Below are 24,827 nucleotides of genomic sequence, written 5' to 3'. Positions count from 1 at the left end.
GCGCACTGGCCGAGCCGTCAGCGGATGGTGCGAGGACCGTCAGCGGCCGCCCGCAATCTCGGCGTCGGCACCCACCGACCCGAGAGGAACCCCTCCGATGACCGCCAAGACCGTGCTCGTTTCCGGGGCCGGCATCGCCGGCCCGTCCGCCGCCCACTGGCTGCACCGCGGCGGCTACCGCGTCACCGTCGTCGAGTCCGCCCCCGCGCCACGCCCCGGCGGCCAGGCCGTCGACTTCCGCGGTGAGCAGGTGAAACTGCTGGTCGCGATGGGGGTCCTCGACGAGATCCGCCGGTACGAGACGGCGATGGGCGACCAGACCGTGCTCGATCTCGACGGCCGGCCCGCGCTGACCTTGCCCGGCGCCGCGTGGAGCGGCGAGGTCGAGATCCTGCGCGGCGACCTCGCGCGCATCCTGTACGAGCACACCGCGGACCACACCGAATACGTCTTCGGCGACCGAGTCACGAGCCTCACCGAGACCGCGGACGGCGTCGAAGTCACCTTCCGCCACGGCCCACCGCGCACGTTCGACCTGGTGGTGGGGGCCGACGGCGTGCACTCCGGCGTGCGGGCCGCGGCCTTCGGGCCGGAGCCGGACTTCCGCACCGACCTCGGCTTCGGCATCGCCGGCTTCACCGCGCCCAACCACCTCGGGCTCGACCACACCAGCATCTCGTACAACGAGCCCGGCCGCGGCGTCAGCGTGGGCAGCCACCGGCTGCCGGACCGGCTGCACGTCAACCTGGTCTTCGCGGCCGACGGCGTCGAGTTCCACCGCCGCAGCGCCGCCGAGCAGAGCGGGCTGCTCGCGCAGTTGTTCGCGGACACCGGCTGGGAGACGCCGAAGCTGCTCGAAGCGCTGCCCGCGGCCGACGACCTGTACGTCGACTCGATCAGCCAGATCCACCTCGACCGCTGGTCGAAGGGCCGGGTCGTGCTCCTGGGCGACGCCGCTTGGTGCGCCGGGCCGGGCGGGTCCGGCACCGGGCTCGCGATGATGGGCGCCCAGGTGCTGGCCGGGGAGCTCGCGGCGGCCGGCGGCGACCACGTGACGGCGTTCGCGAAGTACGAGCAGCGGCTGCGCAAGCCGGCCGCGGTCGGGCAGAAGAACGGCAAGGGCTCCGGCAACTTCCTCGCGCCGCGCACGGCCGCGAAGATCCGCAGCCGCAACCGCGCCTACCGGATGCTGAGCACGCGGCTGTTCGGCGGCATCTTCACCTGGATGACGGACCGCGCGGCCAACGCGCTGGACTACCGTGAATACCCGGCGCTCACCACCGCGTGAGCCCCGATCTTCGTCTCATCGGGGGACACCGGCAGCGGCCCGGCGTGACGTGGGTCACTCTTGACGCCATGTCAATACGTCGGGCCGCCGACGCCCCGGTCCGGACAGGGCTCGCCGGCCTGACCCTGCTCGCCCTCGGCGTGGTCACGGCGTTGAACGTGCGCGCCCTGCCGGTGCTCGGCGACGGGACGGCCTACTCGGCCGAGTTCACCGAAGCGGCCGGGCTGATCGAGGGCAACGACGTCCGCGTCGCCGGCGTCGAGGTCGGGCACGTGTCGGCCGTCCGGCTGCGCGGCGACCACGTGCTGGTTTCCTTCCGGGCCAAGGGAGCGTGGCTGGGCGACGCGACGAGCGCGGCGATCCGGCTGAAGACGCTGCTGGGCCAGAATTACCTCGCCCTCGACCCGCAGGGCGAAGGCACGCTCGACCCGGGCCAGCCCATCCCGCGCTCACGCACCACGGTGCCCTACGACATCCTCGCGGCGTTCGGCGAACTGTCGTCCACAGTGGACCGCATCGACACGACACAGCTGGCGAAGAGCTTCGACACGCTGTCGGCGACGCTGGCGAACACCCCGCAGAGCGTCCGCGCCGCCCTTACCGGGCTCTCGCGGCTGTCGGATTCGCTCGCCTCACGCGACAGCCAGCTCGCGAGGCTGCTCGGCAACACCCGCGTGGTTTCGCAGACACTCGTCGACCGCGACGCGGCGGTGCGCCGGCTCCTCGAGGACGGAAACCAGCTGCTCGAAGAGGTGATCAACCGCGAGACGGCGATCAGCACCCTCCTCGACGGCGCCCGGAGGCTGTCGACGGAGTTGTCCGGGCTGATCGCCGAGGCTCCCGTCGGCCCCCTGCTCACCCAGCTCGACCAGCTGACGTCGATGCTGCAGCGCAACCAGGACGCGCTGGCCGCGGGGATCCGGGGTTTCGCACCGTTCGTCCGCCTGGGCACCAACCTCGCCGGAAGCGGCCGGTGGATCGACGGCTATCTGTGCGGGCTGGTGCTGCCGTCGTTCGGGCCGGTGAACGAAGAAGGCTGCCACGGTTAGGGTTTCGGTTCTGCTTGGCCGGAGTTCGGGCGGCACGCCTTTGGTTCGGGCGGTCGGAGGCCGGGCATACCGCCGCCGGTTCCGGCGACCGGCGACCGGCGACCGGCGACCGAGCCAACCGCCTCCGACTCCGCCGACGACCGGACCAACCACCCCGACTCCGCTGACCGGCCGGACCAACCACCCCGACTCCGCTGACCGGCCGGACCAACCACCCCCGTCTCCGCTGACCAGCGACCGAGCCAACCACCTCCGGCTCCACCGAACGACGACCGGACCAACCACCTCCGGACCCGCCGACCAGCGACCAGCGACCAGCGACCAGCGACCAGCGACCAAGCCAACCACCTCCGGCCCCGCCGACCGGCGCCCGGCCCAACTGCCGCAGCCGGTTTTCCACAAGCGGGGCTCGCTGTGGACAGGGTGGGCACCTCGTGGCAGTTTCGGCGATTCCGTCGGTGTGCGCCGATAGACTGGACTTGGGCACGCCCCCCTTGGGAGGGCGGGGAGCTGCCCGCCGGCTCCGCAGGTGCGCATGAGGTGCGGGAACGCGTCCCCGGCCTGGCCGGGACCACCCAGAGCGACCAACGGTCGGCTGTTGCCGTCGCAAGGTGGTGCACTGAGGTGCTCGAGCCGCCGATCGCGTGGTCAGGCAGCCCACAGCAGTCAGATGAGCGGGAACCTCGGCGTTCTGCGCACTCGCGGCAGCACAGCCCCCGTGATCCCTGCACCTGCCGTTCTCCCGGTATGCCGTGATCCCCTGGACAAAAGCATGGTCAGACCTAAGCTCTCCGGCGCGCACTCCCCTGCGCCGCGGCGCACATCAAAGGCTCGCGACCTTCGTCCAGTGTGTACACCTCGCACCTGCAGGTGGCCCGCGACCGCCCGGCCTGCACGACGACGGCGCGGGCGCGCAGGACCGCGCCGACCGCCGGCCGGAGGTAGTCGATCGTGAAGCCGGCCGTGAGCAGCGCGGGTCCGAGGGCGGTGCCCGCGGCGAAGGTCAGCGCGTTGTCGGCGGCGTAGGCGAGGACACCTCCATGGAGGTAGCCGTTCTGCTGCTGGAGTCCTACGCGGATGTCCAGTTCGAGCGTGGCCGCACCGTCGCCGAACTCGGTCAGCCGGGCGCCGAGCAGTCGGCTGAACGGCTGGCTCGCCAGGCCGTCGCACGCTGCCGCGAAATCGAGCATGACCCCTCACTTCACTAGTGAAGTCAGCATGGCGCCGCGCTGCTCCGGCTGTCAAGATCGGGGCGTGCCCGAACCCGATCAGCGCTTGTTCTTCCTGCTCCAGCGGGCCGCCCACCGGCTCCGGGTGGCCGCCGACCGCCGCTGTCTCGCCGCGGCCGGCATCACCACCGCCCAGCTCGGGGCGCTCTTCGCCGTCGGGGCGGGTGGTTCGACCCAGCGAGAGCTCGCCGAGCAGCTCGGCCAGCGCGAATCGGCGGTGACCGCGATGGTGACCCGGCTCGTCGAGGCGGGCTTGGTCGCCAAGCAGCCTCACCCGCGTGAACACCGGGCGGTGGTGCTGCGGCTGACGGCGGCGGGCGAGGAAGCATTGGCCCGCGCCGCCCCGGCGATCGAGGAGTTCAACGCACGGCTGCTGGCCATCCTGGGCGACGACGGGTTCCGGGACACCGCCGAAGGCGTCGGCAAGCTCGCGCGCAGCGAGTGGTGAACCGGCTAGGCCACGATCAGCCGGAAGCCCGCATCCCACTCCGGCAGCTCCACCAGCTCAGCATGGTCAGCGTGCCACCGCCCCGACTCGAGATCCTCCCGCAGCCGGCCGATCCCCCGGGCCACCGCCGCCGGGTCGGTCTGGGCCAGTGCCGAGCACGACCGGCGCACCCCCGGGTCCAGGTAGGCCTCCGGCCGGCGCCAGTACGCCGGGAACACGCCGTCCGTGAAGTCCCAGGGCACCGGCAACGGCAGCACCGAAGCCGCCCCCAGGAACTCCGCGATCTCCGGGGCCGAAGGGCGTGAACGCTCGAGCGAAGCGACCTCCGGCACGTACTCCCGCACGAACCAGAAGTCATTGTGCAGCGCCGTGTCGTACGCCAAGACCACCTGACGGCGCGAGACCCGGCGCAGCTCGGCGAGGCCTCGCCGCCAGTCGGGCCAGTGGTGCACCGTCAGCACCGCCAGCGTGGCGTCGAACGCCGAAGACCCGAACGGCAGCGCCTCCGCGACCGCCCGCACCACCGGCGCCGCCCCGGGACGTCGTTGCCGGATCATCTCCGCCGATGGCTCGACCGCGATGACGTGCCGCGAAGGCGGCTCGTACGAGCCCGTCCCCGAACCGACGTCCAGCACCGAAGCCGCCGGGCCCAGCGCGGACAGCACCGGCGTGAGCCAGCGCGGGTCCGTCCGCCGCCCCCGCGCGTAGCCGACGCCGATCTCGTCGTAGCGGGTCATCAGCGCTCGGGTCCGTCGCCGCCGTTCTGCTCGGCGAGGAACCGCTCGAACTGCGAGCCGAGCTCCTCGGCCGTCGGCATGTGCTCGACCGACTCGGCGAGCAGGCTGCCCCGGTCGGAGGCCTCGATGAACGTGTCGTACTGGCGCTCCAGGGCGCGGACGACGTCGGCGATCTCGTCGGACTCGGCGACCTGCCGGTTGATCTCGGCGTCGGCCAGGTCCGCGGCCGCGCGCAGCTCGCCCTCGGGCAGGCTCAGCCCGGTCGCCCGGCTCAGCGCGTCGAGCACGATCAGCGACGCCGCCGGGTACGTCGACTGGGCGAGGTAGTGCGGCACGTGCGCGGCGAAGCCCATGGCGTCGTGGCCCCACTCGCCGAGCCGGTACTCCAGCAGCGCGGCGAGGCTGCCCGGCACCTGCAGCCGGTTCGGCAGCGGCTGGTTGTCGCCGACCAGGTCCTTGCGGGTGGCGTGCGCGGTGACGCCGAGCGGGCGGGTGTGCGGCGCGCCCATCGGGATGCCGTGGAAGCCGGCGGTCAGCCGGACGCCCCAGCGCTCGACGAGGTTCCGGACCGCCGCGCTGAACCGCTCCCAGTCGTGGTCCGGCTCCGGGCCGGACAGCAGCAGGAACGGGATGCCGTCGGTGTCGTGCAGCAGGTGCACCACCAGCTCGGGCGCGTCGTAGTCCTCCCAGTGGTCGACCGCGAAGGTCATCGTCGGCCGCCGCGAGCGGTAGTCGATGAGCCGGTCGACGTCGAAGCGGGCGATCACCCGGTGCTCGCCGCCCAGCAGGTGCTCGGCCAGCAGACGGCCCGCCGAGCCGGCGTCCATGAACCCTTCGAAGTGGTGCAGCAGCACCGCCCCGGTCAGGTCGGGGACGTCCGAGTCCACCTCGTACAGGTCGTCGGGATCGAGTCCCACCTGGTCCTCCTGCTCACCCTGCTTCGGTCCTTCAAGCACAACACACGCCTACGGGGATTCCATTCCGCCGACGGTGTCGCTGATCGTAACGCCATGCGATCGACGCCGGTTCGGATCGCCATCGTGACAAGTGTCGTGGGCACGCAAGGCATCGATCGGGCACGCTTGAGCCGTGAGCGAACACACCACGAACACAGCGCCCGGGCTGCGGCCACCGGCGCACCGGGTCAGCCCCCGGGCCATCGGCTACTGGACGGTGACCGCCTCGATCCTGTGGATCATCCTGATCGGCGTGCAGACGCTCATCGTCGTGACCAGCGACGACGCGCCGTCGTTCCTGACCGTGACGCTGGTGCTCTCCTGCGTCCTCGGCCCGCTCCACCTGATCGTGATGCCCCAGTGGCGCTACCGCGTGCACCGCTGGGAGGTCACCGGCGAGGCCGTCTACACGCAGTCCGGCTGGCTGAAGCAGGAGTGGCGGATCGCGCCGGTCTCGCGGATCCAGACCGTCGACATCGAGCGTGACCCGTTCGAGCAGCTGTTCGGGCTGGCGAAGATCACCGTGACGACGGCGTCCGCGGCGGGCCCGCTGCGCATCTCGGGCCTGGCCCACGACCGCGCGCTCGTGCTGGCCGATGAGCTGACGAAGACGACCCAGGCCGTCCGCGGGGACGCGACGTGACCCCCACGGAAGCGGCGGAGAGCACCGAACCCGCGGTCACCCCGCCGGCCGAAGGCACGCAGGACGCGCCGTGGCACCGCCTCGACCGGCGCATGCTGCTCATCCGGCCCGTGCTGGACCTGGCGAAGTCGCTGCCGGTGCTGCTGGGCGCGCTGCTGTTCGGCCACGGCGAACCGTGGCAGTGGATCGGTCTCGTGTTCACCGCGATCGCCGTGTTCACCGGCGTCTCGCACGTGCTGACCTCGCGCTACCGGATCACCGCGTCGCAGGTCGAGTGGCACACCGGCCTGCTGCTGCGCAAGCAGCGGGCCATCCCGCGCGACCGGATCCGCACGGTCGACGTCACCTCCGAACCGAAGCACCGGCTGTTCTCGCTGGCCGCCGCGCGGATCGGGACCGGGCGGCACTCGCACGGCAAGGGGCCGGGCAAGGACGAGCTCGTCCTCGACGCCGTCACTATCGCCGAGGCCCAGCGGCTGCGGACGCTCCTGCTGCACCGGAAAGCCGAGGCCCAGGCCCAAACCCAGACCGAGGCGACGGAGGCCGCCGCGCCGCCGGAGCAGCTGATCGCCGCGGTCGACAAGCGGTGGCTGCGGTATGCGCCGTTCACGCTGTCCGGGCTGGCCGTGGTCGGCGCGGCCGTCGGCACCGTCTACCACTTCGCGCACGAACTGCACTTCGACCCGGTCGAGTTTTCGCTGGTCCAGACGGTCGTCGGGCACTTCGCCGACACCCCGGTGTGGCTGAGCCTGGTGCTCGCCGCGGCCGGGCTGCTGGTGCTCGTCTCGCTGCTGTCGATCGGCGGGTACGTGCTGTCGTTCTGGAACTTCCGGCTCACCCGCGAGCCGGCCGGCACGCTGCACGTCCGGCGCGGGCTGATCACGACGCGGTCGGTGTCGATCGAAGAGGACCGCTTGCGGGGCGCCGAAATCCGGGAGCCGCTGCCGCTGCGGCTGGCCGGCGGTGCCCGCTGCGTCGCCATCGCCGCCGGCCTGCGGGAAGGCAAGAGCGCGGACAAGGGCGGGAGCCTGCTGCTGCCGCCGGCGCCGCTGGCGCGGGCGCACGAGGTCGTCGCCGAGGTGCTGGGCGAGGACCCGGCCGCGACGCCACTGGTGCGGCACCCGCGCCGGGCGTTGTACCGGCGGCTTTCGCGGGCGGTCCTCGGCGTGCTGCTGCTCGCCGCGGCGCTCTACGGCCTGGCGTGGCTCGGCGCGCTGCCGGACTGGCCGTGGCAGGGCGCGCTCGTGCTGGTGCCGTTCGCCGCGCTCGTCGGCTGGGACCGCTACCGCGGCCTCGGCCACGCCTTCACCGGCCGCTACCTGGTGACGCGGTCGGGCTCGCTGGACCGCGGCACGGCGGCGGTCCGCTGCGACGGGCTGACCGGGATCGTCCTCGAGCGCTCGTACTTCCAGCGCCGGGCCGGCCTGGTCACGCTGATCGCGCCGGTCGCCGCGGGCAAGGGCAAGTACCCGGTGCTCGACGTCGGCGAGGCGGACGGGCTGGCGCTGGCCGACCGGGCCCTCCCCGGCCTGCTGACGCCGTTCCTCACCGGTGACCGGGACCGCGGTTGACGGTCCACCCGCGCGGCTCCTAACGTGAAAATCCGCCGTCCGAACCCTCGATTCGCGTTCACGAGAGGACGGCAGGAATGTTCCGGAAGCTCTTCGGTGTGCTGGCCGCGGGGATCTTGCTGACGTCGTTCGCGGCCCCGGCCGCGACCGCCGCCACCGTCGCGGAAAACCCCTACGGCGACCCGAATCTGGTCTCGATGTTCGACGGCACGGACCTCAGCCCGTGGACTTCGTCGAAAACGGGCCTCTGGTCGGCGAAAAACGGGGTCATCCACGGCAATGGCACCGCGCGCGGCTGGTTGTACTACAACAAACAGCAGGTCGGCACGTTTCGGTGGATATTCAATGTCCGGCAGGTCAAGGGCAACCACAAACCGACCGTGCTGATCTGGGGCACCACCGACCCGATCCGCGACGCGCTGAGCGCCATCCAGTTCCAGCCGCCGAACGGCGGGCACTGGGACTACCGGCCGGGGCACAACGACGGCGGCGGGAAACTGTTCAAGCAGCTGTCGCACACGACGATCGACATCAAGAAGTGGGCGCAGTGCGAGCTGATCGGCGACGCGGCGACCGGGGTGGCGCGGATGGCGTGCTGCCCGCTCACCGGCACCGCCGTCACCTGCAAAGGCGTCGAAGTGCTGCGGTTCACCGACAAGACCGCCGGGCGCGTCGGCCCGCTGGCGCTGCAGGTGCACAACTCCGGCATTCAGGACGAGTACCGCGGGCTCTACGTGGAGTCACCCGTGGTGACGAAACCGGGCGAGTTCCTCACGATGTGACCCGGCACGCCGGCGATGGCCCTTTTTCCCGGGCCATTGCTGGCCTTCCTTTCACACTACGTGCTAATTTATTCACCCCGTGTGATAGCGAAGGTCGTTTTTGTCTCACCGAGAGGTCACGATGACGCCTGCCGTCAGTAGCGTCGACGGTTCCGCCACCACTTCCCCCCGACGCACCCCCGGTGCCAGCAGTTCCCGCAAGGTCCTCCAGCTGCTGCTGGCCTTTTCGGAGCGCCGGTGGGAGGCGAGCGTCGCCGAGCTGGCCGCGACGATCGGTACCCCGGTGGCGACGACCTACCGGTACGTGGCCCTGCTCAAGGAACTCCAGCTGCTCGAAGAGGGCCGGGCCGGGCACTACCACCTGACCAGCCAGGTGATGCCGCTGGCGCGGGCCGCGCAGCTGGCGAACGACATGGTGCGGCTGGCGCGGCCGGCCATGGAAACCGCGGCCCAGGAGCTCGGCGAGACGGTGATGCTGTTCCAGCGGTTCGGCGACTCCGCCGTGTGCGCGGACCGCGTCGAATGCGACCGCGCCATGCGGTTCACGTTCGAGCCGGGGCATTCGCTGCCGCTCGGGGTCGGCGCGTCCGGGAAGATGCTGCTCGCGCTGCTGCCGGAGATCGAGCGCGACCGGCGGTGGGCCGCGATCGTCGAGCAGCGCGGCCCCGCCGTGCGCGACGAACTCAAGCAGGCGCTGGAAAACCGGTACGCGGTCAGCTCCGGCGAGCTGGACGAAGGCGTCTGGGCCTGTTCGGTGCCGGTGCAGACGATCGGCAGGCGGCCCACCGTGCTGAGCATGGCCGGGCCGGCCGCCCGGATCGGCGAGGAGACCCGGCAGACGGCGATCACCGCCATGCAGGAGTACGCGATCCGGATCCAGCGGGCGATCGCGTCTTATTCGCTGTGAGAATTCCGCGCGGGCGCGTAGAACTGCCCGGGTGATCCGGCTCGCGCGTCCCGACGACCTGCCCGCGCTCATCGACGTCGAGCGCGAGGCCGGCGGCCTCTTCCGCGAGGTCGGCATGGCGGCGATCGCCGACGACGACCCCGGCACGGTGGCCGAGCTGGCGGTGTACCAGTCCGCCGGCCGCGCGTGGGTGAGCGTGGACGGCGACGACCGGCCGGTGGCCTACTTGGTCGCGGAGGTCGTCGACGGGTGCGCGCACATCGAGCAGGTCTCGGTCCGGCCGTCGCACGCGCGGCGCGGGGTGGGCAGCGAGCTGATCGAGACGCTCGCCGGGTGGGCTCGTTCGCGGGGGCTGGCGGCGCTGACGCTGACGACGTTCGAAACCGTGCCGTGGAACGCGCCGTACTACGAGAGGCTGCGGTTCCGGGTCGTCCCGGAGGCGGAAATCGGTGCCGGGCTGCGCTCGATCCGCCGTGCGGAAGCGGCCCGCGGCCTGGACGCCTGGCCGCGCGTCGCCCTGATTCGACCACTCTGACCTGCGGTTTCTTGGAGTTCTCCCCTAGTTGGGGGAGAGAGTGGCGCGGCCGGTCGAACATGTGTTCTACTGTGCCTGCCGGTCCCGGAGGGGGAAGCTCCGCGGGCCGGCCCACAAACTCGGGAGGTAGTCGTGGCGGTCAAGATCACCCACCTGACGAACGGCCAGCAGGTGCGGTTCGCCAACGCCGACGGTGCCCGCCGGTACGCCGAAATCATGGGCGGCGGCGTGGACAAGTGGCGTTTCACGGTCGTGCCCGAGGACCCGATGCTCCGGAAAATGTCGGACTCGGTCGTTAATGTGCCGGTATGGCGCATGACTTCCAGGTAGTGGTGGATTCGGCCGACCCGCACGTGCTCGCCGAGTGGTGGGCCGAAACCCTCGGCTGGTCCGTGGAACCGACGGACGAGGACTTCATCCGCGAGATGATCGCGAAGGGGTACGCCAAGGAGGAGGACACCCGGACTTACCGCGGTTCGCTGGTGTGGCGCGCGGGAGCGGGGATCCGCCACCCGGACTCGCCACCGGAGGGACCACCGCGGCGGATCCTGTTCCAGGAGGTTCCCGAGGCGAAGACGGTGAAGAACCGGGTCCACCTGGACGTGTGGGTGGGCGCGGAGAACGTCGAGGCAACGCTGGAGAAGCTGAAGTCCCGCGGCGCGGAGTACCTGTGGCGAGGGCGGCAGGGGCCGCACAGCTGGGTGACGATGGCTGATCCGGAGGGGAACGAATTCTGCATCTCCTGACCCGGCCCGGGGCCGCGCCGAGCCGGGAGGCCGGGCGGAGCCGGGAGGCCGGGCGGAGCCGGGAGGCCGGGCCGGGCAGGGGTGGAGCCGGGGGTCGAAGTCGGGAGTCGGGATGAGACCCGGCCAGGCGGGGGCCGGGGCCGGGGCGGAGCCGGGAGCCGAGGCGTGGCCGAGCCGGAGCCGGAATGAGGCTGGGCCGGGGCCGCGGGGCCGGGATGAAGCCGAGCCGGGGCCGGGATGAGGCTAGGCCGGCGACGGGGCTGGGGGCCGCCGCCGGTGGGTGGTGCTTTCCTGCCGCCGGAGGACAGGAAAGCACCACTCCCCCTCCCTCACACCTGCGCCGCCAGGCGGTCCAGCGCCTTGGGCAGGGCCGTCGCCAAGATGTCCAGCTCCGGCTCGGCCGCCACCAGCGGCGGCGAGACAGCCACGCCACGGCCCAGGTTCCGCACGATCACGCCCTCGTCCCGGCACGCCCGCTGCAGCTTCACCGGGGCGCCCGGGTCCGCGTCCAGCACCTCCGCCGTCAGCTCCACCGCCGCGAGGAAACCCAGTCCGGCCCGGACCTCCGTCACCAGCGGGTGCCCGCTGACCCCCGACACCGCGTCCGCCAGGGGTTTCTCCAGCTCGCGACCGCGGGGGATCAGCCCGTCGCGCTCGTAGATGTCCAACGTCGCCAACCCGGCCGCGCAGGCCACCGGGTGGCCCGCGTACGTCGGGCCGTGGCGGAAGATCGGCGCGCCCGGCGCCCCGGTGAAGAACGGCGAAGCCACCTCCGGTGACACCACCAGCGCGCCCAGCGGGATCGTTCCGCCCGTGATGCCCTTCGCCGTCGTGATCAGGTCCGGCCGCACCGGCCAGCGATCGATCCCGAACCACGTGCCGAGCCGGCCCCAGGCCGCGATCACGCAGTCCGCCACGAACAGCACCTCGTGGCGGCGGCAGATCGCCGCCACCTCCTCGAGGTAGCCCTCCGGTGGGAGCAGCACCCCGCCCGCGCCGATCACCGGTTCGCAGAAGAACGCCGCCACGTGAGCGGCGCCGACCCGCTGGATCTCCGCCTCCAGTGCCGCCGCGTCGTCATACGCAACGTGGGAAAACTCCGGCGGCTGCGGGCCGACGCCGGCCGCGTTCGCCGGGATTCCGCCCACCGCCGTGCCGAATCCGTGCGTTCCGTGGTAGCCCTGGGCCCGGCCGATCACGTGCACCTTCTCCGGCCGCCCCGTCTGGGCGAAGTACGCCCGCGCGAGCTTCACCGCCGTGTCGATGACGTCGCCGCCGCCCGAGCCGAAGAACACCTTCGAGCCCGGCTCCGGCGCCAGGGCCGCGACGCGGTCCGCCAGCTCGATCGCCGGCCGGTTCGCGTTGTAGCCGAACAGGTTCCACGAGTCGAGCTCCCCCAGCTGGCGGGAGACGGCTTCGGTGATCTCCGGGCGGCCGTGGCCGAAGTTCGCGTACCAGAGCGACGCCGTCGCGTCGAAGTACCGGCGGCCCGCGTCGTCCCAGACGTACGAGCCCTCGCCACGGGTGATGACCATCCGGTCGCCGTCGACCGCGCCCATGTCGGCGAACGGGTGCCACAGGGCGTGCTGTGCTGACATCGGTCCTCCATAAGTCCTGCCCCCATCCCTACCATCAGTCCAGGAACTCCGCGATCTCGTCCGCCGAGTACCCGAGCTCGGCCAGCACCTCCGCGGTGTGCTGCCCCAGGGTCGGCGGGGCGGACGTCGGCCGGGCCGGGGTGTCCGACGCCTTCACCGGGAAGCCCGTGCCCACGTAGGTCCCCACCGTCGGGTGCGGCAGCCGGACCACCTGCTCGCGCGCGGCCGCCCACGGGTCCGCGTAGACGTCGTCGAGCTCGTTGATCGGGGCCGCCGGGATGCCCGCCGCGTCGAACGCCTTCATCCAGTCCGCCGCCGGGCGGGTCAGGAGCACCGGTTCCAGCAGCGCGTTCAACGACTCGCGATGAGCCGAGCGCGCGGCGTTCGAGGAGAACCGCGGATCGGAAGCGATGTCCAGGCCGAGCACCCCGCAGAACGCGTGCCACAGCTTTTCGCTGCCGACCGCGATGATCAGCCAGCCGTCGGCGACGTGGTACCCCTGGTACGGGACGATGCTCGGGTGCGCCGAGCCCATCCGGCGCGGGCGTGGCGCGTCGTAAAACACCGCGCCCGCGGCGTACACGTGCCAGGCCAGCTGACTGTCCAAGAGGGACACGTCGAGGTACTGGCCGCGGCCGGTCGTGTGCCGGGCCTGCAGCGCCATCAGCACGCCGATGATCGCCCACGTCCCCGCGTTCAGGTCCGCCACCGGCAGCCCGACCTTCGCCGGCGCGCCGTCCGGCTCGCCGGTCAGCGACATCACGCCGCCGAGGGCCTGCGCCACCAGGTCGTACCCCGCGCGGTCGCGGTACGGGCCGGTCTGCCCGAACCCGGTGATCGACACGTGGATCAGCCGCGGGTTCAGCGAAGACAGCTCGTCGTACCCGATGCCCCACTTCTCGAGCGTCCCCGGGCGGAAGTTCTCGACGAGCACGTCGGCGTCCGCGACCAGCCGCCGGAGGGCTTCGCGGCCGCGGTCGCTCTTGAGGTCGAGCACGATCCCGCGCTTGTTCCGGTTCGCCGCCAGGTAGTAGACGGCTTCGTCGCCGACGAACGGCGGCCCCCAGCCGCGGGTGTCGTCGCCGTGGCCCGGCGGCTCGACCTTCACCACGTCCGCACCCATCTCGCCGAGGTACTGGGTGCAGTACGGCCCGGCGAGGATGCGGGAGAGGTCGACGACCTTGATCCCGTCCAGCGGGCGGACAGCAGGGGGCATCGACGGCTCCTCCTCGAGCTCGGGGTCGGGCCCCCTTTCTACCCGGACACGTCCCCTTCGAGGAGCGTGCCGGCCTGGGCGGTCCGCCGGTAGAGCACGTACCGCCCGTCCCGGACCTTGCTGACCAGGCCCGCTCGGTGCAACGCGCTCAGGTGGTAGGAGACGGTGCCCGGGCTGTACCCGGTCCGGGTGGCGAGCTCCGCGGTCGACCGCGCGGGTTCGAGGTCGGCCAGCAGCGCCGCCCGGGCCGCGCCGACGACCGGCGCGATCCGGCCCGGCCGGTGGCCGGCGCCGGTGCCGACCCCGTGGGCCGGGTAGCGGAGGACGACCTGGCCGGGGACGTCGATCTGGATGCTGATGACGGGCCAGCTGAGCACGCCCGGCGCGAGGACCAGCTCCCGGCCGGAGACGTCGGCCTCGCCGTCGAACGGCTTCACGACCGTGATCGTGTCGCCGGCCCAGCCGATGGTGGGGTGCAGGCCGCCGAGCACGCCGCCGACGCCGTGCCGGGCGATGGCGTGCGCGCGGTGGGTGATGTCCCGGTCGAGGACCGCGTGCAGGCCGGCCCAGTCCTCGGCCAGCGCGTCCCGCCAGAACCGGGCGAGGCCGTTGGCCAGGCGGCGCGGCAGCGTCCCCGACTCCACGCTCCGCCGGGCGGCGACCGGCACCGGCCGGGCCCAGTGGACCTGCGTGTGGGCCAGCACCTGGGCCTCGACCTCGTCCTGCGTGGTCGCCTCGATCCGCGCGATCTGCTCGTCGAGCAGGTCCCGGTGCCGGGTCGCCGTGCCGGGCTGCGGGGTGAGCAGGTCCGGGGTGTACACCTCGCCGTGCCGCGGCAGCAGGTCCAGGAGCAGGGCGACGTCCGGGTGGGACAGCGCCGCGCGGGCGAGCGGGCCGGGATCGCCGAACACCGGGTGCCGGCCCGCGTCGGCGGCGAGCTTCAGCCAGGCGAGCGACTCCGCCGCCAGCGACGGGGAAAACCGGGTCCTCGCCACCGTCTCGGCGTCGACCCGCAGCTTGAACATTTGAAGCTTATTCAGCCGTCGGCCGCCGCATGGCTTTTGCGGCGATCAGCAGTGGGCGGGCGGGGTGCGGCGGCCTAACCAGAATAAGCTTCACTAACCGACGGTAGCAGCCGCAACGGTGGATTTGAACCGGCTCGAATCCTTTCCGGCCGGGGCTTGTCCCGGGGTTGAGTGGGGTGGTGTGCTTCCGACGTGCGGGGATCGTCGTCACCGTGGCCGCTGTGCTGCTCGCCTCGGCACCGGCCGCCACGGTCCGCGCCGCCGGGCCGCCCGCCGCCGGCTACCGCGCGTGTTCCGTCTTCCGCACGATCGCCTGGCACACCTGGGCGGCCGGCGCCGACGGGCGCTACCACCTCGTCACCGTCCGCCGGCCCTACTCGTTCAGCGTGGTGTTCCCGGTTTCCGGCCCCGGCGCACTGAGCTCGAGCAGCCGGGCTTCGGCGTCCCGCAGGTAGCGGTCCAGCGCGGCCTCGGCGGCGTCGAACCGGCCGCGGCGCAGGTCCCGCAGGATCTGCTCGTGGCAGTCCAGGAACGGCTCGTAGAACTCGCGCGTGTTCTCGTTGAGCACGAAGAACAACCGCGTCTCGGCGAGCACCTGGCGCATCGTCGCGGACAGGCGCTCGCTGCCCGCCAGGTCCGCGAGGGCCTGGTGGAAGTGGATGCTGGCGGTGCCGACCGACGGCCAGTCCTCGGCCGCCGCCGCCGTCCGGCCGTCCCGCAGCGCCTGCTCGACCACCGAAAGATCCACTGTGGACAGCTCGGCCGCGCGGCGCAGGGCCCCGCATTCGGTGGTGCGGCGCACGACGTAGAGGTCCTCGATGTCCTCCGTCGTCAGCTCGCGCACGAACACGCCGCGGTTCAGCTCGTGCACCGCCAGGCGCTCGTGGGCGAGCAGCTGGAACGATTCGCGCAGCGTGTTGCGCGAGACGCCGAGCGCCGAGCTGATCACCGGCTCGGACAGCCGTTCACCGGGGGCGAAGACACCGTCGGTGATGTACTGGCGCAGGATGGCGGCGACCCGCTCGGCCGTGCCGCTGCGCTCGAGCCGGTGCCGCGCGCTCGCCAATCCCGAGGCATCGACGGTCACGGCACTACCTGACGCCGAGTTCGAAGTCGAGGCTGTACCGGTTGCCCGGCATCGCCCCCGCGGCCTTCGCGCCGTCGATCGGCAGCACGACGCCGTTGACGAACCGGGACTCGTCGCTCGCCAGGAAGACCACGGCCTTCGCGACCTCCCAGGCCTCGCCGACCCGCGCCGCGGGCGTGCTCGCGACCAGCTGGTGCTGCCTGGCCTCGAAGTCTTCCGGCGACGCGAGGGTGCTGCGCAGCATGTCGGTGTCGATCGCGCCGGGGTTCACCGTGTTCGCCCGGATGCCCTGGTGCGCGTGGGCGACGGCGAGGGACTTCGTGAACCCGACCAGCGCGTGCTTGGTGGCGTTGTACACCGGGTCGCCGGGGCGGCCCATCACGCCGCCGTTCGACGACGTCGTGATGATGCTGCCGGCTTTTTGCCCGATCATGTGCGGCAGCACCGCGCGGGTGCCGAGGAAGGCGGCCCGCACGTTGAGCGCGAAGATGTGGTCGAACTCGGCCAGCGTGGTGTCCACAAGGGACTTCCCGAGGTGGATGCCGACGTTGTTGAACAGCACGTCGATGCGGCCGGCTTCGGCGATGACGCCGGCCACGAACGCCGCCACGGCGTCCTCGTCGGTGGCGTCCACTATGGAGTGGCGGTAGCCGTCGAGCGCTTCCGCGGGCTCGCGGATGTCGGAGGCGAAGACCGTCGCGCCCTCGGCGAGGAACTCCTTCACCGTGGCGAGGCCGATGCCCCGCGCGCCGCCGAAGACCACCGCAACCTTGCCGGCCAACCGACCCATGTTCACTGCCCCGCTCTCAGTCGTGCTGTCTGCTCTTCGTCGACCGCGTAGTCCTCGGGCAGCCGGACGAGCGCGTCCGGGTCCCCGAGGTAACGCACTTCGACGCCGTACACCTCGCGCGCCGCCGCCACCGAGACGTACCCCTCGACGACGTCGGCGAACACCGCCGCCACCGGCCGCGCGGACGGCGGCCCGTACCCACCACCGCCCGGCAGCGTGATGTCCACGACGGACGCCGCCGCCAGCGGCACCCGGCTCTTCGCGGGCAGGTCCGCCCCGCCACGCAGGCCGAAGCGACCCGGCATACCCGGCTGCCCACCGTCCACACCGGACGCCGCGGCGCGCACCCGGTCCACGTTCCCGTTGACGCTCCAGGAGCCCGAACCGAGTCCTGCCGCTCGTCGTGAGTGGTAAGGCGGGTTAGAACCCGCCTTACCACTCACGAGGCCGCGCAGCGCCATCGTGGTCACCTGTCCGAGGCCGCCGCGCCACCGGCCGGCGCCACCGGAGTCCACCCGCAGTTCCCGGGTGTGCTGGATCAGCGGCGCCATGGTTTCGATCACCTCGGTCGGCGTCGACCGCAGGCCGCTCGGGAACCCGGTGGTGGACAGGCCGTCCTTGGCCGCCCGCGCGCCCATCCCGCCGGTCTGGAAGACGTTCAGCATGAACCCGGGCCCGCGCCAGATGGTCATCCACAGCGCGTCCGCGCTCGGCGCGATCGCCGTGCGGGGCAGCGCACCGATCAGCAGCGACGGCAGGAAGTGCCCGATCAGGTGCCGGGACGCGACCGGTGCCGGCGGCCGGCAGTTCAGCACCGAGCCTTCGGGCGCGGTGACGTGCACCGGCCGGAACGACCCGGCGTTGTGCGGCACCTCCGGCGAGATCGCCGCCTTGACCGCGAACGATGCATAAGCCCGCGTGTAGTTCAAGACCACGTTGATCCCCCGGCGGCTCTGCGGCGAGGAACCGGCGAAGTCGAGGTGGATCTCCTCACCGTCCACAGTGGCCGTGACGCGCAGGACGATCTCTTCGTCGTCGAAGCCGTCGGTGACGATCTCGTTCGTGTACGTGCCGTCGGGCAGTTCCCGCAGCGCGTCGCGCAGCGCCCGCTCCGAGCGGTCCATGATCTCGGCCGCGACTTCGTCCAGGCTGTCCAGGCCGAGCTCGTCCAGCAGCCGCAGCAGGCTCGCCGCGCCGACCTCGTTGCCGGTGACCTGCGCGTACAGGTCGCCGATGGTCTCCTCCGGCGTCCGGACGTTCGCCCGGATCAGCCGTTCCAGGTCGGCGTTGACCTCGCCCGCGCGCAGGAACTTCAGGATCGGCAGGCGCAGGCCCTCTTCGAAGACCTCGTGGGCCTCGGCGGACACCAGCCGCCCGCCGATGTCCGGGGCGTGGCAGCACGAGGCGAACCACGCGACCAGCCGGCCGTTCCGGAACACCGGGGTCGCCACCGTGATGTCGTTGATCTGCCCCGCGGTCTGCCACGGGTCGTTGGTGAGCAGCACATCGCCCGGTTCGAGGGCCTCCGGCGGGTACGCCGCGACGAAGTGGTGCATGCCGGTCGCCATCGCGTTGATGTGCCCCGGCGTGCCGCCGACCGACTGGCCGATCATCTCGCCGCGCGAGTCGAACACCGCGCAGGCGAGGTCGAACGACTCCCGCACGACCGCGGAGAAGGCGGTGTTGACCAGCGCGTTCTGCTGCTCGGCGAGGATCGAGTGCAGGCGGTGGCCGAACAGCCCGGCGACGATGGGGTCGACGCTCACACCGTCACCTCCAGCGCGCCGTCATCCCGGACGACGCAGTGCGCGCCGGGCGGCACGACCACGGTGGACTCGCGTTCCTCCACGATGGCCGGTCCGTCGACGCGGGTTCCCGGCACCAGCCGGTACCGGTCGAACACCGCCGTGTCGGCAAATCCCCCTGCCGCCGGGAAGTACGCCTGGCGAGAGCCCTTGCGCGCGTCTCCCGGCGCGTCGGACGAGGTCAGGCGGAGGGTCACGGCCGGTTTCGGCCCGCTCGAGACGACCCGCCAGTTCAGCACCTCGACGCCGACCTCGGGCCCGCCGCGCCGGTAGAGCGCGCGATAGGTGCGGGTGAACTCGTCGACCAACGTTCGCGGCCAGGGCCCGCCGTGGACCGGAACACGGATCTCGTAGCCCTGCCCGGCGTAGCGCATTTCGGCGATGCGCCGGTGTGTCACCTCGTCCACGCCGGACTTCGCGAGCAGCGCCGTGCCCTCGGCTTCCATCTCGGCGAACAGCGCGTCGACCTGCTCCCACGCCAGGTCGTGGACGGCCGCGTGCGCCGACCGCACGAAGTCGAACGCCAGCGGCGCGGTGAGGAACCCGGCCGCGCTCAGCACTCCAGCGACAGGCGGCGCGACGACCGAGGGCGCCCCGAGGGCCCGCGCGACGCCGACGCCGTGCACCGGGCCCGCCCCGCCGAAGGTGTACATCGGCAGCTTCGCCGGGTCGTGCCCGCGCTCCACGGCGTGCACCCGCGCGGCGTTGGCCATGTCTTCGTTGACGCTCGTGTGGATGCCCCAGGCGGCCTCTTCGACGCTCACGCCGAGCGGATCGGCGATCTTTTCGCGGAGCACTGCTCTCGCTGCCTCGGCGTCCAGGCGCATGCCACCGCCGAGGAAGTAGCCCGCGTCGAGGTAGCCGAGCACGAGGTCGGCGTCGGTGACCGTGGGCTCGGTGCCGCCGCGGCCGTAGCAGACCGGGCCGGGTTCGGACCCCGCCGAGTCGGGGCCGGCGGTGAGCAGGCCCAGCGCGTCGATCCGGGCGATCGAGCCGCCGCCGACGCCGATCTCGATCATGTCCGTGACCGGCACCCGCACCGGCAGCCCGGAGCCGGGCAGCAACCGGTACTTGCGGTCCACTTCGAACTGGTGCGTCACCAACGGCGTGCCGCCGGCGATCAGGCACAGCTTTGCCGTGGTGCCGCCCATGTCGAAGGCCAGCAGGTCGGCCGGGCCCACCGCGGCCGCCGCGAGCGCCCCGCCCGCCGGCCCGGACTCCAGGATGCGGATCGGGTGCCGGGCCGCGGTGTCCACCGTGGCCAGCCCGCCGTTGGACAGCATGATGTGCGGCGCGCGGCCGATCCCCAGCCGGCGCAGCCGCTGTTCGAGGTCGCGCAGGTAGCGTTCGGTGAGGTCCTGGACGTAGACGTTGGCGACCGTCGTCGAGGCCCGCTCGAACTCGCGGATCTCGGGGACGACTTCGGACGACAGCGCCACCCGCAGCGAGGGCGCGACCTCGGCGAGGATCTCGCCCACCCGGCGTTCGTGCACCGGATTCGTGAAGGCGTGCAGGAAGCAGACCGCCACGGCCTCGATCCCGCGGTCCGCCAGCTCCCGGCCGAGCCGGGCCACGTACTCCTCGTCGAGTCCGATGTGGACGGACCCGTCGGCGAGGATCCGCTCCGGGACGTCGAACCGCAGGTGCCGCGGCACGAGCGGGGCGGGCAGTTCCAGGTGCAGGTCGTAGAGCTCGTACCGGTGCTCGCGGCGCATCTCCAGGACGTCGCGGAAGCCGGCGGTGGCCAGCAGCGCGGTGCGCGAGCCCGTGCGCTCGATCAGGGCGTTCGTGACCAGCGTCGTCCCGTGCACCACCTGCTCGACGGCGCCGAGGTCCGGCAGCAGCGCGGCCAGGCCCTCCTCGACCGCCCGGGCCGGTTCGTCGTGCGTGGTCAGCACCTTGCCGACGGCGACGATCCCGGTTTCGTCCACCGCGCAGAGATCGGTGAACGTGCCACCGATGTCGACGCCGATCCTCATGTCCGGTACCACCGCGGCGAGGTGTTGAGCGGCGGCTTGAGCTTGGCCTTCACGACCAGCACGTTCGGCTCGTCCGACTCGACGAACTCGCCCAGCAGCCGCCGGAACGCGCGCCCGAAGCCGGAGACGCGGTCGGCGTGGATCCCGAAGGAGCGGGCGAGGCCGACGAAGTCCGGGCTGTCCCAGTCGACGCCGCGGTGCGGCAGGCCCTCGCGGTCCTGGTCGTAGCGGAGCATCCCGTACCCGCCGTCGTCGACCAGGACGACGGTGACCGGCAGCTGCTCCTGCGCCAGCGTCGCCAGATCTCCGCAGGCGTAGAGGAAACCGCCGTCGCCGGTGATGCAGATGGCGCGCCCGACGCCGGCTGCGGCGGCGCCGAGCGACGCCGGGAAGCCGTAGCCGAGGGTCCCCCAGCCCATCGGGTAGGCGAGCTTGCGCGGCGCCCGCACCCGGTGGAAGCCGCCGACCCAGTACCCGGCGACGCACATGTCCGAGACCAGCACGGCGTCCGTCGGCAACACCTCGTCCAAAGTGGACAGGAAGTCGTAGGCCTGCGGTTCCTCGTCACGGATCCGCTGGCGCACGCGCCGGCCGATCCCGGCCAGCCGCAGCGTCATGTCGTCGAGCCCGGCCCGCTGCTTCGGCAGCAGCCGCTCGACGATCGAGCGCGCGTCCCCGACGAGCGTCAGCTCGGGCTGGTAGTTCTTGGCGGCGTCGTCGGCGTCGACGTTGACCGCGATCAGCTGGGGCGGCTTGGGCATCCGCCAGTTCTGCGTCATCAGGCCGTCGAAGTCGGTGCCGATGGCGAGCACGACGTCGGCTTCGTCCCACAGCTCGCCGACCTCCGGCGTGTGCACCGGGTTCGGCGCCAGGCACGGGTGGTCGAGCGGGAGCAGCCCGCGAGCGGCGAACGTGGTGATCACCGGCGCGGCGAGCTTCTCGGCGAGGGCACCGATCGCGTCGCCCGCGCCCGACCGCAGCGCGCCGCCGCCGGCCCAGATCAGCGGGTGCCGCGCGTCGGACAGCATCGCCTCGGCCCGCGCGAGGTCGGGCACGTCGACGTCGGGCTTGCGGTGCGGCGCGGGCGGACGGCGGTGCGGCACCTGTTCGCGCAGGTAGTCGGTGGGCACGCCGAGGTAGACCGGGCCGCTCTGCGGCAGCTGCGCGAGCCGGGCGGCGCGGTGGACGGTGGTGCCGATCTGGTCCGCGGCCCGGACGGTGAAGCCGCCCTTGGTGACCGGCGCGAACATCGCCTGCTGGTCGGAAGTCTCGTGCAGCACGCCGCGGACGACGCCGGGCCGCCGCAGCGTCGAGGGGATGTCGGTGGCGATGACCAGCACCGGGGCCGCGGACGCCATGGCCTCGCCGACCGCGCCGAGGGTGTTCGCCGCGCCCGGGCCGGTGGTGACCAGCGCGACGCCGAGCTTGCCGGTGGCGCGGGCGTAGCCGTCGGCGGCGTACCCGGCGGTCTGTTCGTGGCGGACCCCGACGAGCTTGATGCCGGTTTCCCCGAGCGCCTCCCACAGTGGCAGGTTGTGCACCCCCGGAAGGCCGAAGACGATCTCCGTTCCGAGCGCTTCCAGCGCGTCCACCAGCTCCCGAGCACCACTCACAGCCACGACCCGGATACTGCCAGATCGTTGAACGATCTGGCAGTCGCACCCCCTGGTCCGCCGGTCTGCCGCAGCTCGTCGTGAGTGGTAAGGCGGGTTCTAACCCGCCTTACCACTCACGACCGCCAGCCACGGCGGATGGTGACTAGACGATGTTGAGCTCGGCCGTCGCCGCACCCGTGGCGAACCGGCGGACGTCGAGCTCGGCGATGTCCACCGCCGGCCGTCGTCGCAGGTAGAGGTCCCGGATCAGCTCGCCGGTGGCCGGGCCCAGCTGGAAGCCGTGGCCCGAGAAGCCGGTCGCGTAGAAGAACCGCGACAGCAGGACGCTTTCCCCGATGATCTGGTTGCGGTCCGGCGTCATTTCGTACAGCCCGGCCCAGGCCGTCCGGACGCCGGCGTCGAGCACGGCGGGGATCCGGCGGCCGGCCAGCTCGGCCAGCCGCGGCAGCCACTCGCCCGGCTCGTACCGCGTGCCGAAGCCCGGGACGCCGTCGTCCTCCGAGAACGACATCGCCAGCCCGGGGCCCTCGCGGTGGAAGTAGAGCGCCGACGGCATCTCGATGGTGAGCGGAACCGAGTCCGGCAGCCCGGGCACCGGCCCGGTGAACACGACCTGCCGGCGGAACGGGCGCACCGGCAGGTCCAGCCCGGCCAGCTCGCCGATCCGGCCCGACCACGCACCGGCCGCGCACACCACCGCGCCGGTCCGGACGAACCCCGCCGTCGTGACCACGCCGGTCAGCCGGTCGCCGTCGCGCTCGATCCCGGTGACTTCGACGCCGGTCCGCAGCGTCGCGCCGTGCGCGCGGGCCGCTCTCGCGTAGCCCTGGACGACCGCGTCCGGCGTCGCCTTGGCGTCATCCGGTGACCAGAGGGCCGCGACGACGCCGTCGGTCTCCACCAGCGGGAGCACCTTCTTCGCCTCGCCGGGGTGGAGCAGGTGGCTGCGGACGCCGTACTCGCGCTGCAGCTCGGCGCAGCGTTCGAACGCGGGCACGTCGGCCGGGTCGGTGATGAGGTAGAGGTAACCGTCGCGGCGGAAGTCGATCTCGGTGCCGAAGTCCCGGGAGAAAGCGCTGTACGCGGCCAGCCCGCGCAGGCCGAGCTCGACGTTGACGCGGCTGGTGAACGACGACCGGATGCCGCCCGCGGCCTTCGCCGTCGAGCCGCCGCCCAGCTCGCCGCGCTCGAGGAGCAGCACGCGCACACCGGCTTCGGCGAGCCGGAACGCGCAGCTGACGCCGATCACGCCCCCGCCGATCACGACGCAGCCGGCCGTCGGTGGCAAGGACGTTTCCCCGGCGCCGCGGGTGGTCATACTCGCCAGAGTAGAACGTGATCCACCGGCGGCCACCGAGCGCGTAGAGTCGGCGTGCCGAGCTTGAGAAGGTGATGTCCCATGGCGATGATGCCCGTGACCGATTCGATGTTCCTCCTCGTCGAAACGCGCGAGCATCCGATGCACGTGGGCGGTCTGCAGCTGTTCAAGAAACCCGAGGGCGCCGGCGACGACTACCTCCGCGACGTCCGGGCCAACCTCCTCGAATCGGACAACATGCGCTCGGTGTTCCGGCGCCGCCCGGCGCGGCCGGTCAACACGATGGGGCACGTCGCCTGGGCGAACGACGCCGCACTCGAACTCGACTACCACTTCCGGCATTCGGCGCTACCGCGGCCGGGCCGCGTCCGCGAGCTGCTCGAGCTGACGTCTCGCTGGCACAGCACCCTGCTCGACCGGCACCGGCCGCTCTGGGAGACCCACCTCATCGAGGGGCTCGACGACGGCCGGTTCGCCGTCTACACCAAGGTCCACCACGCGCTGATGGACGGCGTTTCGGCGCTGCGCCAGCTGCAGGGCACGCTGTCGGACGATCCCGCGGACCTGGATTGCCCGCCGTGGTGGGGCAGCCGGCGCAAGCCCGGGGAAGAACGCGTGAAGCGCCCGCGGTCGTTCCTGCAGACCGCGGGCAAGACGGCCAACCAGCTCGCGAGCCTGGCGCCCGCCGCGATGAAGGTGGCGCGGGAGGCGTTCGGCGAGCACACCCTGACGCTGCCGGGGCAGGCGCCGAAGACGATGCTCAACGTGCCGATCGGCGGCGCGCGGCGGTTCGCGGCGCAGAAGTGGCCGCTGGACCGCGTCCGCCAGGTGGCGACCGCGGCCGGGGTTTCGCGCAACGACGTCGTGCTCGCGATGTGCTCGGGCGCGCTGCGGGACTACCTCATCGAACAGCGCGCGCTGCCGGACGCGCCGCTCATCGCGATGGTGCCGGTGTCGCTGCGGCGCCGGAACGACCCCGGCGAGGCGGCGGGCAACAACATCGGCGCGCTGCTGTGCAACCTGGCCACCGACCTGCCGGACGCGGGCAAGCGGCTCGTCACGATCCACCAGTCGATGCGCAACGGCAAGCGGCTGTTCTCCGAGCTGACTCCGTTGCAGACGCTGCTGCTCTCGGCGGTGAACGTCGCGCAGCTCGGCGCCTCGCCGATCCCGGGCATCGTCAAGAACACCCGTCCGCCGTTCAACCTGGTGATCTCGAACGTCCCCGGCCCGCGCAAGCAGATGTACTGGAACGGCGCCCAGCTCGACGGCATCTACCCGGCGTCGGTGCTGCTCGACGGCCAGGCCGTGAACATCACGCTGACCAGCAACGGCGACCACCTCGACTTCGGCGTCACGGGGTGCCGCCGCAGCGTCCCGCACCTGCAGCGGATCCTGACCCACCTCGACACGGCCTTGGTGGAACTCGAAGCTGCGGTAAGGTAGCCCGCTCACCGACACGTCGGCTCCCCCATCGGAAGGAATCTTTCCGAAAGCGGGGC

At 72.2% G+C, this 24,827-nt stretch carries 24 protein-coding genes; 12 read left to right on the top strand and 12 right to left on the bottom strand.

The genetic code is table 11. The features are described from left to right. The first annotated feature begins 97 nt into the window (after positions 1–97). Entirely contained in the window at positions 98–1,288 is a 1,191-nt protein-coding gene (locus C2L58_RS00460; protein WP_103334833.1) for an FAD-dependent monooxygenase, read from the top strand. Between the two features lie 68 nt (positions 1,289–1,356). After that, the gene (locus tag C2L58_RS00455) at positions 1,357–2,337 is read left to right on the top strand and encodes an MCE family protein (protein WP_103334831.1); all 981 of its coding nucleotides are present in this window, start codon (positions 1,357–1,359) and stop codon (positions 2,335–2,337) included. A gap of 782 nt (positions 2,338–3,119) precedes the next feature. Here the strand turns inward: C2L58_RS00455 and C2L58_RS00450 are convergent. Next, positions 3,120–3,527: a PaaI family thioesterase gene (locus tag C2L58_RS00450; RefSeq protein WP_103334830.1), complete on the bottom strand. Its 408-nt coding sequence runs from the start codon at positions 3,525–3,527 to the stop codon at positions 3,120–3,122. A gap of 64 nt (positions 3,528–3,591) precedes the next feature. Between C2L58_RS00450 and C2L58_RS00445 the strand changes: the two genes are divergently transcribed. Continuing rightward, a complete protein-coding gene (locus C2L58_RS00445) occupies positions 3,592–4,014 on the top strand; it encodes a MarR family winged helix-turn-helix transcriptional regulator (protein ID WP_103334828.1) in 423 nt (140 codons plus the stop codon). Positions 4,015–4,019: 5 nt separating this feature from the next. On the opposite strand, the gene C2L58_RS00440 is transcribed toward C2L58_RS00445, so the two are convergent. Together C2L58_RS00440 and C2L58_RS00435 are read right to left on the bottom strand one after the other, a co-directional pair. Continuing rightward, positions 4,020–4,751 carry a class I SAM-dependent methyltransferase gene (locus C2L58_RS00440; protein WP_103334826.1) on the bottom strand — a complete coding sequence of 244 codons (732 nt, stop codon included), beginning with the start codon at positions 4,749–4,751 and terminating at the stop codon, positions 4,020–4,022. Beyond that, positions 4,751–5,668, bottom strand: a complete 918-nt coding sequence (locus C2L58_RS00435; protein ID WP_103334890.1) for a proteasome assembly chaperone family protein — start codon at positions 5,666–5,668, stop codon at positions 4,751–4,753. The genes C2L58_RS00440 and C2L58_RS00435 overlap by 1 nt, the downstream gene beginning before the upstream one ends. 172 nt (positions 5,669–5,840) lie before the next feature. Between C2L58_RS00435 and C2L58_RS00430 the strand changes: the two genes are divergently transcribed. From C2L58_RS00430 to C2L58_RS00400, 7 genes are all read left to right on the top strand, one after another. Continuing rightward, positions 5,841–6,350 carry a PH domain-containing protein gene (locus C2L58_RS00430; RefSeq protein ID WP_103334825.1) on the top strand — a complete coding sequence of 170 codons (510 nt, stop codon included), beginning with the start codon at positions 5,841–5,843 and terminating at the stop codon, positions 6,348–6,350. After that, positions 6,347–7,921 carry a PH domain-containing protein gene (locus tag C2L58_RS00425; protein WP_103334823.1) on the top strand — a complete coding sequence of 525 codons (1,575 nt, stop codon included), beginning with the start codon at positions 6,347–6,349 and terminating at the stop codon, positions 7,919–7,921. The genes C2L58_RS00430 and C2L58_RS00425 overlap by 4 nt, the downstream gene beginning before the upstream one ends. A gap of 77 nt (positions 7,922–7,998) precedes the next feature. Continuing rightward, complete coding sequence (locus tag C2L58_RS00420) at positions 7,999–8,703, top strand: family 16 glycoside hydrolase (protein WP_103334821.1); 705 nt, start codon at positions 7,999–8,001, stop codon at positions 8,701–8,703. A gap of 121 nt (positions 8,704–8,824) precedes the next feature. After that, a complete protein-coding gene (locus C2L58_RS00415; protein ID WP_103334819.1) occupies positions 8,825–9,610 on the top strand; it encodes an IclR family transcriptional regulator in 786 nt (261 codons plus the stop codon). A 31-nt stretch (positions 9,611–9,641) separates the two neighbouring features. Then, positions 9,642–10,145, top strand: coding sequence for a GNAT family N-acetyltransferase (locus C2L58_RS00410; protein WP_233225489.1), 504 nt, complete (start codon positions 9,642–9,644; stop codon positions 10,143–10,145). Between the two features lie 132 nt (positions 10,146–10,277). Continuing rightward, positions 10,278–10,475 (top strand): hypothetical protein, encoded by a 198-nt coding sequence (locus C2L58_RS00405; RefSeq protein ID WP_004561810.1) that lies wholly within the window; start codon positions 10,278–10,280, stop codon positions 10,473–10,475. Then, positions 10,475–10,891 (top strand): VOC family protein, encoded by a 417-nt coding sequence (locus tag C2L58_RS00400; protein ID WP_103334816.1) that lies wholly within the window; start codon positions 10,475–10,477, stop codon positions 10,889–10,891. The genes C2L58_RS00405 and C2L58_RS00400 overlap by 1 nt, the downstream gene beginning before the upstream one ends. 329 nt (positions 10,892–11,220) lie before the next feature. Here C2L58_RS00400 and C2L58_RS00395 read toward each other — a convergent pair whose 3' ends face one another. Genes C2L58_RS00395 through C2L58_RS00385 form a run of 3 tightly spaced genes read right to left on the bottom strand, consistent with a single transcriptional unit; the run spans position 11,221 to position 14,730 of the window. Beyond that, positions 11,221–12,489, bottom strand: coding sequence for an aminotransferase family protein (locus C2L58_RS00395; protein WP_103334815.1), 1,269 nt, complete (start codon positions 12,487–12,489; stop codon positions 11,221–11,223). Between the two features lie 34 nt (positions 12,490–12,523). Then, positions 12,524–13,705, bottom strand: a complete 1,182-nt coding sequence (locus C2L58_RS00390; RefSeq protein WP_103334813.1) for a CaiB/BaiF CoA transferase family protein — start codon at positions 13,703–13,705, stop codon at positions 12,524–12,526. A 38-nt stretch (positions 13,706–13,743) separates the two neighbouring features. After that, complete coding sequence (locus C2L58_RS00385; protein WP_103334811.1) at positions 13,744–14,730, bottom strand: helix-turn-helix domain-containing protein; 987 nt, start codon at positions 14,728–14,730, stop codon at positions 13,744–13,746. A 179-nt stretch (positions 14,731–14,909) separates the two neighbouring features. Between C2L58_RS00385 and C2L58_RS00380 the strand changes: the two genes are divergently transcribed. Further along, entirely contained in the window at positions 14,910–15,185 is a 276-nt protein-coding gene (locus C2L58_RS00380; protein ID WP_146073507.1) for a hypothetical protein, read from the top strand. Here the strand turns inward: C2L58_RS00380 and C2L58_RS00375 are convergent. From C2L58_RS00375 to C2L58_RS00350, 6 genes are all read right to left on the bottom strand, one after another. Continuing rightward, a complete protein-coding gene (locus C2L58_RS00375; RefSeq protein ID WP_103334808.1) occupies positions 15,104–15,817 on the bottom strand; it encodes a GntR family transcriptional regulator in 714 nt (237 codons plus the stop codon). The genes C2L58_RS00380 and C2L58_RS00375 overlap by 82 nt on opposite strands. Before the next feature lie 4 nt (positions 15,818–15,821). Next, on the bottom strand, positions 15,822–16,607 hold the full coding sequence (locus tag C2L58_RS00370; RefSeq protein WP_199191027.1) for an SDR family NAD(P)-dependent oxidoreductase: 786 nt from the start codon (positions 16,605–16,607) through the stop codon (positions 15,822–15,824). A gap of 2 nt (positions 16,608–16,609) precedes the next feature. Next, on the bottom strand, positions 16,610–18,373 hold the full coding sequence (locus C2L58_RS00365; RefSeq protein ID WP_103334804.1) for a hydantoinase B/oxoprolinase family protein: 1,764 nt from the start codon (positions 18,371–18,373) through the stop codon (positions 16,610–16,612). Continuing rightward, positions 18,370–20,391, bottom strand: a complete 2,022-nt coding sequence (locus C2L58_RS00360) for a hydantoinase/oxoprolinase family protein (RefSeq protein WP_103334803.1) — start codon at positions 20,389–20,391, stop codon at positions 18,370–18,372. Before C2L58_RS00360 ends, C2L58_RS00365 begins: the two co-directional genes overlap by 4 nt. Further along, positions 20,388–21,983, bottom strand: a complete 1,596-nt coding sequence (locus tag C2L58_RS00355; protein ID WP_103334801.1) for a thiamine pyrophosphate-binding protein — start codon at positions 21,981–21,983, stop codon at positions 20,388–20,390. Before C2L58_RS00355 ends, C2L58_RS00360 begins: the two co-directional genes overlap by 4 nt. Before the next feature lie 166 nt (positions 21,984–22,149). Further along, positions 22,150–23,325, bottom strand: a complete 1,176-nt coding sequence (locus C2L58_RS00350; RefSeq protein WP_103334799.1) for an NAD(P)/FAD-dependent oxidoreductase — start codon at positions 23,323–23,325, stop codon at positions 22,150–22,152. 81 nt (positions 23,326–23,406) lie between these two features. Here C2L58_RS00350 and C2L58_RS00345 point away from each other — a divergent pair, with 81 nt between their 5' ends. After that, positions 23,407–24,771 (top strand): WS/DGAT/MGAT family O-acyltransferase, encoded by a 1,365-nt coding sequence (locus tag C2L58_RS00345; RefSeq protein ID WP_103334797.1) that lies wholly within the window; start codon positions 23,407–23,409, stop codon positions 24,769–24,771. The last annotated feature ends 56 nt before the right edge of the window (positions 24,772–24,827 follow it).

The sequence above is a fragment of the Amycolatopsis sp. CA-126428 genome, from assembly GCF_002904335.1.
Taxonomy (GTDB): Bacteria; Actinomycetota; Actinomycetes; order Mycobacteriales; family Pseudonocardiaceae; genus Amycolatopsis.
Note: the sequence above shows the minus strand (reverse complement) of the source record. Positions and strands in the feature narration are given on the sequence as shown.

Excerpts from the sequence above, each read along its gene's own strand:
- C2L58_RS00460 (WP_103334833.1), top strand. The coding sequence starts at position 98 with ATGACCGCCAAGACCGTGCTCGTTTCCGGGGCCGGCATCGCCGGCCCG.
- C2L58_RS00455 (WP_103334831.1), top strand. The coding sequence starts at position 1,357 with ATGTCAATACGTCGGGCCGCCGACGCCCCGGTCCGGACAGGGCTCGCC.
- C2L58_RS00450 (WP_103334830.1), bottom strand. The coding sequence starts at position 3,527 with ATGCTCGATTTCGCGGCAGCGTGCGACGGCCTGGCGAGCCAGCCGTTC.
- C2L58_RS00440 (WP_103334826.1), bottom strand. The coding sequence starts at position 4,751 with ATGACCCGCTACGACGAGATCGGCGTCGGCTACGCGCGGGGGCGGCGG.
- C2L58_RS00420 (WP_103334821.1), top strand. The coding sequence starts at position 7,999 with ATGTTCCGGAAGCTCTTCGGTGTGCTGGCCGCGGGGATCTTGCTGACG.
- C2L58_RS00415 (WP_103334819.1), top strand. The coding sequence starts at position 8,825 with ATGACGCCTGCCGTCAGTAGCGTCGACGGTTCCGCCACCACTTCCCCC.
- C2L58_RS00395 (WP_103334815.1), bottom strand. The coding sequence starts at position 12,489 with ATGTCAGCACAGCACGCCCTGTGGCACCCGTTCGCCGACATGGGCGCG.
- C2L58_RS00390 (WP_103334813.1), bottom strand. The coding sequence starts at position 13,705 with ATGCCCCCTGCTGTCCGCCCGCTGGACGGGATCAAGGTCGTCGACCTC.
- C2L58_RS00385 (WP_103334811.1), bottom strand. The coding sequence starts at position 14,730 with ATGTTCAAGCTGCGGGTCGACGCCGAGACGGTGGCGAGGACCCGGTTT.
- C2L58_RS00370 (WP_199191027.1), bottom strand. The coding sequence starts at position 16,607 with ATGGGTCGGTTGGCCGGCAAGGTTGCGGTGGTCTTCGGCGGCGCGCGG.
- C2L58_RS00360 (WP_103334803.1), bottom strand. The coding sequence starts at position 20,391 with ATGAGGATCGGCGTCGACATCGGTGGCACGTTCACCGATCTCTGCGCG.
- C2L58_RS00350 (WP_103334799.1), bottom strand. The coding sequence starts at position 23,325 with ATGACCACCCGCGGCGCCGGGGAAACGTCCTTGCCACCGACGGCCGGC.
- C2L58_RS00345 (WP_103334797.1), top strand. The coding sequence starts at position 23,407 with ATGGCGATGATGCCCGTGACCGATTCGATGTTCCTCCTCGTCGAAACG.